This window comes from Herbaspirillum sp. GW821-FHT09A12 (assembly GCF_059418325.1).
This window is the reverse complement of sequence record NZ_JBWKPR010000016.1, coordinates 46,778-60,497: the sequence shown is the minus strand read 5'-3', so window position 1 is coordinate 60,497 and position 13,720 is coordinate 46,778. Positions and strand designations below refer to the sequence as shown.

Below are 13,720 nucleotides of genomic sequence, written 5' to 3'. Positions count from 1 at the left end.
GTTGAACAAAAATTTTCCTCTCCAGACCAGTGCTTCCGACGACGCCGCGGCGTCATCCCCCGCTCCCAACGATTGCGTGCAAGCCCCGCCATCCGGCGCCAAGCCGGATCTCGGCGACAGCCTGACGCTCAACCTCAAGCCGCGCCAGATCGCCATGCTGCTGGTGGCGCTGGTGTTCCTGGCGATCAAGTCCTATGAGGGCCTGCACGCCTACTTCACGGCCAACCCGCATGTATGGAATGCGCTGCTGGGCTCCAGCGCCGCTGCCGGCCTGACGGCACTGGGCGCGCTGGGCGTGCTGTTCACGCGCCGCATTTCGGTCAAGGCGCAAGATGTGATGCTCGGCTATGGCGGCGGCGTGATGCTGGCGGCGAGTGTTTTTTCACTGATCATCCCGGCCATGGACGCGGCGCAAGCCATCGGTTACGCCAAGAACGCCTCGGTGCTGCTGGCGGCCACCGGCATCATGCTGGGCGGCCTGTTCGTGCTGGCGCTGAACCATGTGATCCCGCACCAGCATTTCCTGGCCATGGCCAGCGACCAGAGCAACCCGGCGCGCACCACGCGCATCTGGCTGTTCGTGATGGCGGTCACCATCCACAACTTCCCGGAAGGGCTGGCCATCGGCGTGGGCTTCGGCGGCGAAGACATGGGCAAGGCCGTGGCGCTGGCGACCGGCATCGGCATCCAGGACATTCCGGAAGGACTGGTGGTGGCGCTGGCCTTGCGCACCTTGGGTTATTCGCCGATGAAGGCGGCCGCGGCCGGCATACTCTCGGGCCTGGTGGAACCGATCGGCGGGGTACTCGGCGCGATGGCGACCGGAGTCTCGGCCACCGCCCTGCCCTGGGCGCTGGCTGGCGCGGGCGGCGCCATGCTGTTCGTGATCAGCCACGAGGTGATTCCCGAGTCGCACCGCCAGGGCCATGAATCCCAGGCTACGCTGGGACTCCTGGCCGGCTTCGTGACGATGATGCTGCTGGATGTGATGCTGGGTTGAACGCCGTCTGGCGCCGGCCGCCCTGAACAGGCGCTCAGGCCAGCCAATCCGCCACGCTGCGCCAGAAGCCGTCCGGCACATTGAGCAGCAGCCAGGTCATCGCAATGTAGCGCAGGAACTTGCCGATCGCCATGTAGGCCACCGACGGCCAGAACGGCAGGCGCAGCCAGCCGGCCAGCGTACAGATGGGGTCGCCGATGCCGGGCAGCCAGGCCAGCAGCATGGTCTTGGGCCCGAAGCGCTCCAGCCAGTGGAACCAGCGCGTCGAACGCTCCTTCGAGAACGCCTGCTTGGCGCCGTATCCCATCCAGTAATCCACCATCCCACCCAGCGTATTGCCGGCCGTGGCCACCAGGATCACCGGCCAGAACATCTCGGGATTCATCTTGATCACGGCAAATACCGCAGGCTCGGAGCCAAGCGGCAGCAAGGTCGCGGAAATGAAGCTGATGAGAAAAACCGAGGTCAACCCAACGGTGGGCACGGCAAGGGCATTCAATAGCCAGAGGACGGCGGATTCGATCATGCGCGGGAACAGGTAATGGGAAGGCTACCGGAGGCAGGCGAAAACTTGCCGCCAGGAACACAGCGGCAAGATGGGAAAAACCAGCATTCTAGTTGATGCCGCGACGCCGGATATCAAGATGTGGCCGCGCATGCCGCGCGGGCGATTGCACCGATACATGCCATATGCCTGCGGCATGCCCGCTATCGGCCAACAATGCCGGCGCACGGCGCGGCTCCATTATAATGACCAGTTCCCTCGCGCCCGGACGGCTATCGCCTGCCGGATACGGGCGGAATCCGACACCGGCTTACCGAGCCGTTTTCCTCCTTACATTCTCACTATATGACTGCGCTGAAACGCCATTCTTCATGACCAAAATGAGTAACGATTATCTGCAAAAAATCCTGACCGCACGGGTCTACGACGTCGCCCAAGAAACGCCACTGGAGCTGGCCAACACGCTGTCGCAACGGATTGATAATCGAATTTACTTCAAGCGCGAAGACATGCAGAGCGTGTTCAGCTTCAAGCTGCGCGGCGCCTATAACAAGATGGCGCACCTGACGCCGGCGCAACTCAAGCGCGGCGTGATCTGCGCCTCGGCCGGCAACCACGCGCAAGGCGTGGCGCTGTCGGCGGCCAAGCTGGGCTGCCGCGCCGTGATCGTGATGCCGACCACCACGCCGCAGGTGAAGATCGAAGCCGTCAAGGCGCGCGGCGGCGAAGTGGTGCTGTTCGGCGACTCCTTCACCGATGCCTACAACCACGCATTGACGCTGGAGAAAAAGCACAAGCTGACCTTCGTCCACCCGTTCGACGACCCTTACGTGATCGCCGGCCAGGGCACCGTCGGCATGGAAATCCTGCGCCAGCATTCCGACCCGATCCACGCCATCTTCGTCGCCATCGGCGGCGGCGGCCTGATCTCGGGCGTGGCGGCTTACGTCAAGGCGGTGCGGCCCGACATCAAGATCATCGGCGTGCAGACCGCCGACTCCGACGCCATGGCGCGCAGCCTGAAAGCCGGGCGCCGCATCACCCTGCCCGACGTCGGCCTGTTCTCGGACGGCACCGCCGTCAAGCTGGTGGGCGAGGAAACCTTCCGCCTGGCCAGGAAGTATGTCGACGACATCATCATCGTCGACACCGACGCCGTGTGCACCGCCATCAAGGACATCTTCCAGGACACGCGCAGCATCGTCGAGCCCGCCGGCGCGCTGGCCGTGGCCGGCGCCAAGGCCTATGTGGAACGCGCCAAGAACAGCAAGCATCCGATCAAGGGCCAGTCGCTGGTGACCATCGCCTGCGGCGCCAACATGAACTTCGACCGCCTGCGCTTCGTGGCTGAAATGGCCGACGTCGGCGAGGCGCGCGAAGCCGTGTTCGCCGTCACCATTCCCGAAGAGCGCGGCAGCTTCCGCCGCTTCTGCGAAACCGTCGGCCCGCGCAACGTGACCGAATTCAACTACCGCATCAGCGATGCGAAGGCGGCGCATGTATTCGTCGGCATCCAGATCGGCAACGCCGACGAGTCCGGCAAGATCGCGCGCAATTTCGAGAAGGCCGGTTTCGGCGTGCTGGACCTGACGCACGATGAACTGGCCAAGGTGCACATCCGCCACCTGGTCGGTGGGAAAAGCGAACTGGCCGGCAACGAGCTTCTGTACCGCTTCGAATTCCCGGAGCGCCCGGGCGCGCTGATGAAATTCCTTTCCAGCATGAACCCCAACTGGAACATCAGCCTGTTCCATTACCGCAACCAGGGCGGCGACGTCGGCCGCATCCTGGTCGGCGTGCAGGTGCCGAAGAAGGACATGAAGGAATTCCGCACCTTCCTGGCCCAGCTCGGCTACCGCCACTGGGACGAAACCAAGAACCCGCTGTACAAGCTGTTCCTCGGCTAAGCCACGGCGCCCCGCATGGGGCGTCGCAACAGCAACGCAGCATGCAGCACGCAACACCGCAGGAGAAATACCATGGACAAGCCTACCCCATCCCCATCCGCCGCCGGCCACTCGCCGGAGACCTCGCCGCTGGGCAAGAGCTCGGCCTATCCGGGCGCCTACGATCCGGGACTGCTGTTTCCCATTCCGCGCGCGCCCAAACGCGCCGAACTGCAGATCGCCGGCACCCTGCCCTTTTTCGGCGTGGACCTCTGGACCGCCTACGAAATCTCGTGGCTGAACCTGCGCGGCAAACCGCAGATCGCCATCGCCACTTTCACCGTGCCGGCCGATTCGCCCAACATCATCGAGTCGAAATCGTTCAAGCTGTATTTGAATTCGTTCAACCAGGAACGGCTGGAAAGTTCGGCGCAATTGCTGGAAAAGTTGCGCACCGACCTGTCCGCCGCCGCCGGCGCTGCGGTGCAGGCGGCATTGACCGAGCCTGCGCAATTCGGCCAGTTGCAATTGGGCGAACTGGGCGGCTTGCCGCTGGACCGGCTGGACGTGGAAATCGAAGCCTCCGCCCATCCCGACGGCAGCATCCTGCACGCCAACCAGGAAGAAGCCACGGTGGAAGAAACCTTCGTTTCGCACCTGCTCAAATCGAATTGCCCGGTGACCGGCCAGCCCGATTGGGGCAGCGTACAGATCCACTACGTGGGCGCGCCGATCGACCAGGAAATGCTGCTGAAATACATCATCGGCTTTCGCGAGCACAACGAATTCCATGAGCAGTGCGTGGAGCGCATCTTCGTCGACATCATGCGCCAGTGCAAACCGCAAAAGCTGGCGGTCTACGCGCGCTATACGCGGCGCGGGGGGCTGGACATCAATCCATGGCGCAGCAACTTTTCCAGCGGCCACGCTCCTTCGCAATTGCGCAACGCGCGCCAGTAAAAAACACAAGCTGGCGATACGCCCCGTCGCGCCAAGAAGATCCGTCAGCAAATTGTTACAGATTCTTGCTGCCGCCAAACGGTAAACTATCGGCAATGCCCGCCTCGGACATGCCTGCCGCCAGGCATCGGACGCGACGGACGCGTGCCGCAACCGGCACTTTCGTAACAAATCGCTCACGAAAAAACAGGGCTCTTCGGGAATTTTTTCCCGAAAATGCCTGTCTTCAGGGCATTCGCCGCGTCTTGGCAGCTCCTGCCGACACAAAGCGTTAATCAATATCCATCAGCAATCAGCAACATGCCGCCGGATTCCCAGCTTCTGCCTGCGAATGCCTGGCGCATCGGACAAACAATATGACAAAAAACATCTCGCGCCTGCGCGCCTCTTTTTCCCATTCCGGCAACCGCAACAAGGCAGGCCTGCTCGCCGCCGTGACCGCCGCCTGCGCCTTGGGCATGCCCCTTGCCGCACATGCCGATGACGACAACAAGTACAGTTTGTGGCAAAGCACCAAAGACCACATGTCCAACATCTGGGACAAGGGCGATGGCGCCATCTACCTGTCCGGCGTGGCGCACCACGGGCGCGGCACTTACACCAAGGACAAGCTCGACGAACTCAACGAGCATGCCTGGGGCCTGGGCTATGGCAAGACCTTGCGCAACGAGAAAGGCGACGACGAATCGCTGTACGGTTTCGTGATCAAGGATTCCCATCGCCATCCGCAATACATGGCCGGCTATGCCTATGAATGGGTGTTCCCGGTGGCGCATACCGGACTGGAAGTCGGCCTGGGCGGCACCGCCATGCTCATGAGCCGCCAGGATTATTTCGGCGGCGTCCCCTTCCCGGTGCCGCTGCCGCTGGCGTCCATCGGCACCAAGAAAGCCAAGGTGATGTTCGCCTACGTACCGCGCCTGAGCAGCAACAAGAACAACGGCGATGTATTGCTGATTTTCGGCCGCATCGAAATGTAAATACGCGCGTGGCCCAACGCAGGCGAAGCGTAAAGGTGGCCGCTGCGGCGGTATCGCCCCGCCCGACGGGCATCGGGACTAGAGCGGAAAAGACTTGATTTTCAACAACTTCCGCCAGTTTTCCGCGGAGCATCTCCGATGCCCCGTCAAATCCAATCAGTCGGGTCAAATTCCCCTCTTGTTTCACGCTTTCAGGGCGTTGCGAGGCGCGCAAACAAGCCTATAATCCTGCTCAAAGTACTACCTCTGTAGCAATTCCTTGAGCGTCATGACTAATCTTGCAAAAATCCTGCCTCCGGAAAATGTCGTTCTGGACCTGGAAGTCTCCAGCAAAAAAAGAGCTTTCGAACAAGCCGGCCTGACATTCGAAAACAACTGCGGCATCGCCCGCTCTACCGTTTCCGAAAACCTGTTTGCCCGGGAGCGCCTCGGTTCGACCGGGCTTGGCCATGGCGTCGCCGTCCCGCACGGGCGCATCAAGGGGCTCAAGGCCCCGCTGGCCTTGTTCATGCGGCTGGCCGATCCGATCCCGTTCGAATCCCCTGACGGGCAACCGGTCAAGCTGCTGGTCTTCCTGCTGATCCCGGATCATGTCACGCAACAACACCTGGAAATCCTCTCCGAAATCGCCGAGATGTTTTCCGACGACGCCTTCCGCAACGAACTGACCGCCGAACCCGACAGCGCTGCGGTGCATTCGCGCATCGTGACCTGGCAGCCTTCGCTGGAAAAAGCGGGCTGAACGCCTGCCACTCCCCCCTGTCGTCCCTTGCCGCGCCTATCGCTCCCCGGGCAGCGGGGGGAAACGCGGCGCAACGGGCCGCCTCCGGTTTGCGTATCCCGCCAAATTCGGTACCCTGTATCAGTTGCCGCATCCGGCCCGCCTCATGACACGGACACGGCATTCACGTTTTCCTCGCCCACATTTGCCAGCAGAATCGGATCTACATGCCCACTTATTCCGCGTTGTCGATACAGCAGCTCTACGAAGAAAATCGTGAATCCCTGCAATTGGGCTGGTTCGCCGGCTTTCCCGGCGGCGAGCGGCTGATCTCCGGCGACGCCGTCTCGGCCGCCGACCAGGTGGGCCACCTGAATCTGATCCACCCCGGCCGCATCCAGGTATTCGGCCACCAGGAAATCGAGTACTACCAGCGCCTGTCCAACACCTCGCGCGCCTACCAGACCGCCGAGCTGGTGGCCGGCGAGCCGCCCGCGTTCATCATCGCGCAGGGCCTGTCGACGCCGCCCGACATCCTGGCGGTGTGCGATGAAAAGAACATCCCGCTGTTTTCCACGCCATTGCCGGCGGCACAGGTGATCGACTATCTGCGCGTGTACCTGTCCAAGAAACTGGCGCAGCAGATCACCATGCATGGCGTGTTCATGGATGTGCTGGGCGTGGGCGTGCTGATCACCGGCGAATCCGGCCTGGGCAAGAGCGAACTGGGCCTGGAACTGATTTCGCGCAGCCACGGCCTGGTGGCCGACGACGCGGTGGAGTTCGCGCGCATCGCGCCCAACATGATCGAGGGCCGCTGTCCGCCGCTGCTGCAGAACCTGCTGGAAGTGCGCGGCCTGGGCCTCTTGGACATCAAGGCCATCTTCGGCGAGACCGCGGTGCGCCGCAAGATGCGCCTGAAGCTGATCGTGCACCTGGTCCGCCGCAGCACGCTGGAAGAAAACTACGAGCGCCTGCCGCTGGATGCGCAATATGAGGAAGTGCTGGGCTTGCCGATCCGCAAGGTGGTAATCCCCGTGGCCGCCGGCCGCAACATCGCGGTGCTGCTGGAAGCGGCGGTGCGCAACACCATCCTGCAGTTGCGCGGCATCGATACGCTCAAGGAATTCATCGAGCGCCAGCGGCGCGCGATGAACGGAGAATAATCCCGCCTGCCGGGAACCCGCATTCCTGTCACGCGGCGTTCATAAGGCTTGCGTTATCATTGACGGCATGCGAATCGTTCTGATCACCGGCATCTCCGGCTCCGGCAAATCGGTGGCACTGCATGTGCTCGAGGATGCCGGCTATTTCTGCGTCGACAACCTGCCTCCGGCGCTGCTGTGCGACCTGGTCGACACCCGCATCCGGGAAGGTGCCAGCGTGCTGGCGGTCGCCACCGACGCGCGCAGCGCCGATTCGCTGGCGACGCTGCGCACCGATATCGACAAGCTCAAGGCCGACGGCCATGACGTCAAGGTCTTCTTCCTGACCGCCTCCAACGAGGCGCTGATCACCCGCTTCTCCGAAACCCGCCGCAGCCATCCGCTGTCGCACCGGCTGCTGCCCGGCCGCAATCCGGCCGACCGCCTGACGCTGACCGAGTGCATCGACATCGAGCGCGAGATGCTGGGCGAGATGCAGGAAATCGCGCACGTGATCGATACCTCGCAATTGAGTTCGAACAAGCTGCGCCGCTGGATCAAGAGCCTGGTGGATATCGAACGCTCGCCGCTGACCATCCTGTTCGAATCCTTCGCCTTCAAGCACGGGCTGCCGCTGGACGCCGACCTGGTGTTCGACGTGCGCATGCTGCCCAATCCGCACTACGACGCCGCGCTGCGTCCGCTGACCGGGCGCGACGATCCCGTCATCGAGTTCCTCTCGGGCTATCAGGAAGTGGCCGACATGCTGGGCGACATCCGCGGCTTCGTGGAAAAATGGCTGCCGTCCTTCAAGGACGATAACCGGAGCTACCTCACCATCGCCATCGGCTGCACCGGCGGCCAGCACCGCTCGGTCTACATCGCCGAGCAACTGGCGCGGCACTTCCGCGCGACCGAACAGGTCGTATGCCGGCATCGCCAGCTGGATTGAATCCAGCCTGCGCAGCCTACACCGCGGCCAGCAAATCGTCGCTGCGCAATACCCCCAGCAGCAACTTCTTCACCGGCGCCGGCAATGGCGCATCAGCCAGCTTTTCCACCGGATACCAGACCAGCGCATGTTGCGCGATGCGCTGCGAACGACTTTTCAACGCAACCTGGAAAGGCGCGATGTGCAGCTTGAAGTGCGTGAAGACGTGCGAGAACGGCTGCAGCTTGCGGCAAGCCTCAAGTTCGCCATAAGGGGCGACCAGCGCCTGCACCGCAGACTCGAACTGCCCGGCATTGCCCGCGGCGATTTCCGGCAGCGACAACAACCCGCCCCAGATGCCGCTGTCGGGGCGCTGCTCCAGCAGCACATCGCCGCCGTGCGCCACCACCAGCATCACGGTTTCCTTTTCCGGTACCGCCTTCTTCGGCTTGCTGACCGGCAGCTCTCCCACGCGGTCCTGCGCCAGCGCCACGCAGCGGCCGGCCAGCGGGCACTTCTTGCATGAAGGCGTGCCACGCACGCATAGCGTGGCGCCGAGGTCCATCAGGCCTTGCGTATAGGCTTCGATCCCTTCGTCCGGCAGCAGCGCCACCGCGCGCAGCCACAGCTTGTCTTCAATCGGCTTGGCGCCGGGGTAGCCGTCGATGCCGAACACGCGCGCAAACACCCGCTTGACGTTGCCGTCCAGGATGGCGGCACGCCGGCCGTAAGAAAATGCCGCGATGGCCGCGGCGGTGGAACGGCCGATGCCTGGCAGATCGGCCAGCAAGTCGGGATCGTCGGGGAAGCGTCCGCCATATTCATTGACCACGCGCTGTGCGCATTTGTGCAGGTTGCGCGCACGGGTGTAATAACCCAGGCCGCTCCACAGCGCCATCACGTCTTCGGAGGGGGCGGCGGCCAGGCTGAACACGTCCGGGCAGCGCGCCAGAAAGCGCTGGTAATACGGGATGACCGCGGCCACCTGGGTCTGCTGCAGCATGATCTCCGACAGCCACACGCGATAGGCGTCGCGCGTGTTCTGCCAGGGCAGCGCGTGGCGCCCATGCTGCTGTTGCCAACCGATCACCGCCGCCGAGAACGACGGATCTTCATAATGTTCGCCATCGAGCGGCGCGGCACGGCGCCGCGGCTTGTCGACAAGTCCCTTCATTTCTGGCAGCTCACGCAGTAAAAGGTGGAACGCTGGCCCTGCTTGATCTGGCGGATCGGCGTGGCGCACACGCGGCATTCCTGGCCGGTGCGGTTGTAGACGAAATAGCTTTGCTGGAAGTAGCCGGACTGGCCGTTGACGGCAATGAAGTCGCGCAGCGTGCTGCCGCCTTGCTCGATGGCCGCCGCCAGCGTCTCGCGGATGGCCTCGACCAGGCGCTCGTAACGCGCCAGGCTGATCTTGTAGGCCGGCGTCTTGGGGTTGATGCGCGCCTTGAACAGGCTTTCGGAGGCGTAGATATTGCCCACGCCGACCACGATGTCGCCGGCCAGCAGCACCTGCTTGACCGGCGCCGAACGCTTGCGCGTCTGGCGCCACAGTTCGCGCGCCGAGAATTTGTCTTCCAGCGGCTCCAGGCCCAGGCCGCGCAGCAGCATGTGCTCTTCAACGGCGCCATCCGCCTTGTCGTGCCAAAGGATCGCACCAAACCGCCGCGGATCTGTCATACGCAGCACCTGGCCGCCGACCAGCAGGTCGAAATGGTCGTGCTTCTGCGGGGTAATACCAGGCGGCAAAATGCGCAGGTGACCGGACATTCCCAGATGCACGATCAATGTGCCATGGTCAAAGTTGATCAGCAGGTATTTGCCGCGGCGGCCGGTGTCCAGCACCTTGCGCCCGGCCAGCAGCGCATCGAGCCCGGCGGGGAACGGCCAGCGCAGCCCGCTGTGGCGGGTAACGACGCCGGTGACGGTCTTTCCCTCCAAATAAGGGGCGACCCCGCGTCGGGTGACTTCAACTTCTGGCAATTCTGGCATCTGGCTACGTCGGTGAGGCTGCAAATAGGAAGCTGCATATGATAATCCAGATGCCGAAAACAAGGCCGCCGCCGCTGCCATACCGGCGACGGAGCATGCCAGGATGCATTACACTCTGCTTACAGCAAACCCTTTGTTGTTGGGCGTAAAATCGAAACTTCCCGCATATTCAGGATGCAACCTTGAAAAAAACTCTCGCCCTCCTCACCAGTTCCCTGCTGCTGACCGCATGCGCAAGCTTCCAGCAGTCCGGCGACAAGGCGAATGCCGAAGCGGCACAAGACAAGCAAACCGCATCCGCGAAATCCGCGGCGGCCAACCGCAAGAAATCTCCCAAGGCCCGTGCCCAGCAGCAGGAAGACGCGCTGCCGGCGGTCGAGCTGAGCGAAGACATCCTCTATAAGGTTTTGACGGCCGAGATCGCTTTCCAGCGCGGCCAATGGCAATCGGCCTACGTCACCATCCTGGCCGCGGCCCAGCAGACGCGCGACCCGCGCCTGGCCAAGCGCGCAGCCGAGATCGCCGTGGCCGCCCGCCAGCCCAGCGAAGCGCTGGTGGCGGTGCGCCTGTGGACCGAGCTGGCGCCGCATTCCGATGAAGCGCTGCAAAATTACCTCGGCCTGATCATGCTCTCCGACAGCGTCGACGAAATCGAGCCGCTGCTGACCCAGCGCCTGGCCGATGCCGCCCCGCAGGCGCGCGGCCCGATGATCCTGCAAATCCAACGCCTGCTGGCGCGCGCCAAGGACAAGCAGGCCAGCTTCGCGATCCTGCAAAAAGTGACGCAACCCTATGGCGACCTGCTGGAAACCCACCTGGCGCTGGCGCAAGGCGCCTTCAATGTGGGCGACGCCGCCTATGCCCAGCGCGAAGCGCGCGCGGCGCTGAAGATCAAGCCCGACTCGGAACTGGCGGTCCTGACCGCGGCGCAAGTGGCGTCCAATACCAACGAGGCCACCAAGCTGGTGTCCGACTTCCTGCGCAAGTATCCGAATTCGCGCGAAGTGCGCGTAGCCTATGCGCGCAGCCTGGTGGAGCAGAAGAACTACAAGGACGCCCGCACGCAGTTCGAGGCGCTGCTCAAGGAAGACGGCGACGACCCGACCACGCTGTTCGCGCTGGGCGTGCTGTCGGCCCAGACCGACCAATTGACGGATGCGGAAAATTACCTGAAGCGCTACCTGCAGGTGCTGGCCGCGCAACCTGAAGACGATCGCGATCCTAGCCAGGCCATCCTGCTGCTCTCGCGCATCGCCGAAGAGCGCAACGACCTCGACGGCGCATTGCGCTATCTGGACCAGGCCGAGCCCGGCACTGACGGCTACATCAACATCCAGGTGCGCCGCGCCCAGTTGCTGGTGCGCAAAAACGACATCGACGGCGCCCGCAAGGCGCTGGAAGCGGCACAGTCCGAATCGGCCACCGATGCCGAGCAACTGCAACTGATCCAGGCCGAATCGCTGCTGCTGCGCGATGCCAACCGCACCCAGGAAGCGGCCGAGGTGCTCAAGGGCGGCCTGGAACGCTTCCCCAACAATACCGACCTACTGTACGACTACGCGATGGTGTGCGAGAAGCTGGGCAACTACAAGGAAATGGAAAGCTCGCTGCGCCGGGTGATGAAACTGGCGCCCGGCAACCAGCACGCCTACAACGCGCTGGGCTATTCGCTGGCCGACCGCAACATCCGCCTGCCGGAAGCGCTGGAACTGATCCAGAAGGCGGCCGACATGGCGCCGCAGGATCCCTTCATCGCCGATAGCCTGGGCTGGATCCAATTCCGCCTGGGCCGCCTGGAGCAGGCCGAAACCCAGATGCGCCTGGCCTATTCGCTGCGTCCCGATCCGGAAATCGGGGTGCACCTGGGCGAAGTGCTGTGGACGCGCGGCAAGCAGGACGAGGCCAAGCAGGTCTGGCGCGAAGTGCAGGCCAAGGATCCCGACAACGACATCCTGAAAAGCACGCTGACGCGGCTCAACGTCAAGCCATGATGGCAAATCCGGGCATGCCCGCCGGCCGCCGTCTGCGCCGCGCGGCCGCGCTGGGCGCGGCTGCGGCCGCACTCCTGCTGGGCGGCTGCGCCGGGATGTCGGCGCAGCAGGCGGCTTCGCCCACGGCGCTGGCGCCGGCCTATCAGGAGAACATCGATATCAGCGGCCGCATCTCGGTGCAATACGAACAAGGCAACAGCCCGCAGTCGCTGCACGGCAGCTTCATCTGGTCGCAAACGGCAAAACAAACCGATCTGGAACTGCTCTCGCCGCTGGGCCAGACCGTGGCCACCATCAGCGTCAAACCGGGCATCGCCACGCTGGTGCAATCGGGCCGGCCGCCGCAAGTGGCGCCGGACGTGGATGAACTGGCCGCGCGATCGCTGGGCTGGCCCCTGCCGGTCTCGGGCATGCGCCAGTGGCTGCAGGGCAACGGCACCGACAGCGCCGGCAAGCCGTTCCAGGCCAAGCCGGGCGAGGATTACGCCGGCTTCTCCACCAAAGATGGCTGGCGCGTGGTCTATGCCAACTGGCAAAGCGATCCGGACAGCGGCCAAACCCGCCCCAAACGCATCGACCTGACCCGGGATACCGAACAAGCCGGCAAGGTATCGATCCGCATCGCAGTCGACAGCTGGAAAAAACCCTGAGCATCCAGTCTGACCATGACCGCCACCCTGAACGCCTGCCCGGCGCCCGCCAAGCTCAACCTGTTCCTGCACGTCACCGGCCGGCGCGCCGACGGCTATCACCTGCTGCAATCGGCATTCCAGTTGATCGACCGCTGCGACAGCCTGGACTTCGCCGTGCGCGAAGACGGCCGGATCGTGCGCAGCAATGACATTGCCGGGGTGCCGCCCGAATCCGACCTGGTGGTGCGCGCCGCGCACCTGCTGCGCGAAACCGCCGGGCGGCCGGAACTGGGCGCCTCGATTATCGTGGAAAAGCGGCTGCCCATGGGCGGCGGGCTGGGCGGCGGCTCTTCCGACGCCGCCACGACCCTGCTGGCCCTGAACCATCTGTGGCAAACCGGCTTCAAGCGCCAGGAATTGATGGATATCGGCTTGAAACTGGGCGCCGATGTCCCGTTTTTCCTGTTCGGCCGCAATGCCTTCGCCGAAGGCGTTGGCGAGGCGCTTTCGCCGCTGGAAACCGCCAACTGCTGGTATGTGGTGATCGAACCGGGTATTTCGGTGCCAACTGCGATAATTTTTTCGTCTTCTGAATTGACACGGGATACAAAAGTCGTCAGAATAACGGACTTTCCTGATGCGACGAATCAAATCGCTTCGAACTTCGGGAAAAACGATCTGGAAATGGTGGCAACCCGGCATTTCCCGCAAATTGCAGAAGCCATCGATTGGCTCGGCAAGTTCGGAAAAGCCAGAATGACCGGATCCGGCGCCTGCGTGTTTTGTGCATTCGACCACGAACAGCAGGCAGACGAAGTGCTGAAACAATTGCCTTCGCGCTGGAACGGCTGGAAAGCCAAAGCGATGCAGGAACATCCTCTCGCCCATTTATTGCAGTCGTGAGAAGAATTGGTTTGACGATCATCGGCGCCGCATGTAACACGAAGGCAGGCGCGATGGAACGGAAAACAGCAGAT

The 13,720-nt window shown here is 63.2% G+C and carries 13 protein-coding genes; 10 read left to right on the top strand and 3 right to left on the bottom strand.

The genetic code is table 11. The annotated features are described in order from the left end of the window. Position 1: 1 nt before the first annotated feature. A complete protein-coding gene (locus AC07N6_RS22555; RefSeq protein ID WP_494783434.1) occupies positions 2 to 1,000 on the top strand; it encodes a ZIP family metal transporter in 999 nt (332 codons plus the stop codon). Between the two features lie 34 nt (positions 1,001 to 1,034). Here AC07N6_RS22555 and AC07N6_RS22550 read toward each other — a convergent pair whose 3' ends face one another. Continuing rightward, entirely contained in the window at positions 1,035 to 1,526 is a 492-nt protein-coding gene (locus AC07N6_RS22550; RefSeq protein ID WP_494783433.1) for a YqaA family protein, read from the bottom strand. Between the two features lie 359 nt (positions 1,527 to 1,885). Here AC07N6_RS22550 and ilvA point away from each other — a divergent pair, with 359 nt between their 5' ends. From ilvA to rapZ, 6 genes are all read left to right on the top strand, one after another. Next, on the top strand, positions 1,886 to 3,412 hold the full coding sequence (ilvA, locus tag AC07N6_RS22545) for a threonine ammonia-lyase, biosynthetic (RefSeq protein ID WP_494783432.1): 1,527 nt from the start codon (positions 1,886 to 1,888) through the stop codon (positions 3,410 to 3,412). A gap of 72 nt (positions 3,413 to 3,484) precedes the next feature. After that, complete coding sequence (gene queF / locus AC07N6_RS22540) at positions 3,485 to 4,351, top strand: NADPH-dependent 7-cyano-7-deazaguanine reductase QueF (protein ID WP_494783431.1); 867 nt, start codon at positions 3,485 to 3,487, stop codon at positions 4,349 to 4,351. A gap of 458 nt (positions 4,352 to 4,809) precedes the next feature. Further along, positions 4,810 to 5,331, top strand: a complete 522-nt coding sequence (locus AC07N6_RS22535; protein WP_494783455.1) for a hypothetical protein — start codon at positions 4,810 to 4,812, stop codon at positions 5,329 to 5,331. A 268-nt stretch (positions 5,332 to 5,599) separates the two neighbouring features. Then, complete coding sequence (locus AC07N6_RS22530) at positions 5,600 to 6,073, top strand: PTS sugar transporter subunit IIA (RefSeq protein ID WP_141914258.1); 474 nt, start codon at positions 5,600 to 5,602, stop codon at positions 6,071 to 6,073. A gap of 206 nt (positions 6,074 to 6,279) precedes the next feature. Beyond that, the gene (gene hprK, locus AC07N6_RS22525; protein ID WP_050466610.1) at positions 6,280 to 7,218 is read left to right on the top strand and encodes an HPr(Ser) kinase/phosphatase; all 939 of its coding nucleotides are present in this window, start codon (positions 6,280 to 6,282) and stop codon (positions 7,216 to 7,218) included. A gap of 67 nt (positions 7,219 to 7,285) precedes the next feature. Then, entirely contained in the window at positions 7,286 to 8,149 is an 864-nt protein-coding gene (rapZ, locus tag AC07N6_RS22520) for an RNase adapter RapZ (protein WP_494783430.1), read from the top strand. A 16-nt stretch (positions 8,150 to 8,165) separates the two neighbouring features. Here rapZ and mutY read toward each other — a convergent pair whose 3' ends face one another. Together mutY and mutM are read right to left on the bottom strand one after the other, a co-directional pair. Continuing rightward, positions 8,166 to 9,302 (bottom strand): A/G-specific adenine glycosylase, encoded by a 1,137-nt coding sequence (mutY, locus tag AC07N6_RS22515; protein ID WP_494783429.1) that lies wholly within the window; start codon positions 9,300 to 9,302, stop codon positions 8,166 to 8,168. Continuing rightward, a complete protein-coding gene (gene mutM, locus AC07N6_RS22510; protein ID WP_494783428.1) occupies positions 9,299 to 10,120 on the bottom strand; it encodes a bifunctional DNA-formamidopyrimidine glycosylase/DNA-(apurinic or apyrimidinic site) lyase in 822 nt (273 codons plus the stop codon). The genes mutY and mutM overlap by 4 nt, the downstream gene beginning before the upstream one ends. 182 nt (positions 10,121 to 10,302) lie before the next feature. Here mutM and AC07N6_RS22505 point away from each other — a divergent pair, with 182 nt between their 5' ends. Genes AC07N6_RS22505 through ispE form a run of 3 tightly spaced genes read left to right on the top strand, consistent with a single transcriptional unit; the run spans position 10,303 to position 13,646 of the window. Continuing rightward, positions 10,303 to 12,111 (top strand): tetratricopeptide repeat protein, encoded by a 1,809-nt coding sequence (locus AC07N6_RS22505; RefSeq protein ID WP_494783427.1) that lies wholly within the window; start codon positions 10,303 to 10,305, stop codon positions 12,109 to 12,111. Further along, on the top strand, positions 12,108 to 12,761 hold the full coding sequence (gene lolB / locus AC07N6_RS22500) for a lipoprotein insertase outer membrane protein LolB (protein WP_494783426.1): 654 nt from the start codon (positions 12,108 to 12,110) through the stop codon (positions 12,759 to 12,761). Before AC07N6_RS22505 ends, lolB begins: the two co-directional genes overlap by 4 nt. A 15-nt stretch (positions 12,762 to 12,776) precedes the next feature. Then, positions 12,777 to 13,646 (top strand): 4-(cytidine 5'-diphospho)-2-C-methyl-D-erythritol kinase, encoded by an 870-nt coding sequence (ispE, locus tag AC07N6_RS22495; protein ID WP_494783425.1) that lies wholly within the window; start codon positions 12,777 to 12,779, stop codon positions 13,644 to 13,646. Positions 13,647 to 13,720 lie beyond the last annotated feature (74 nt).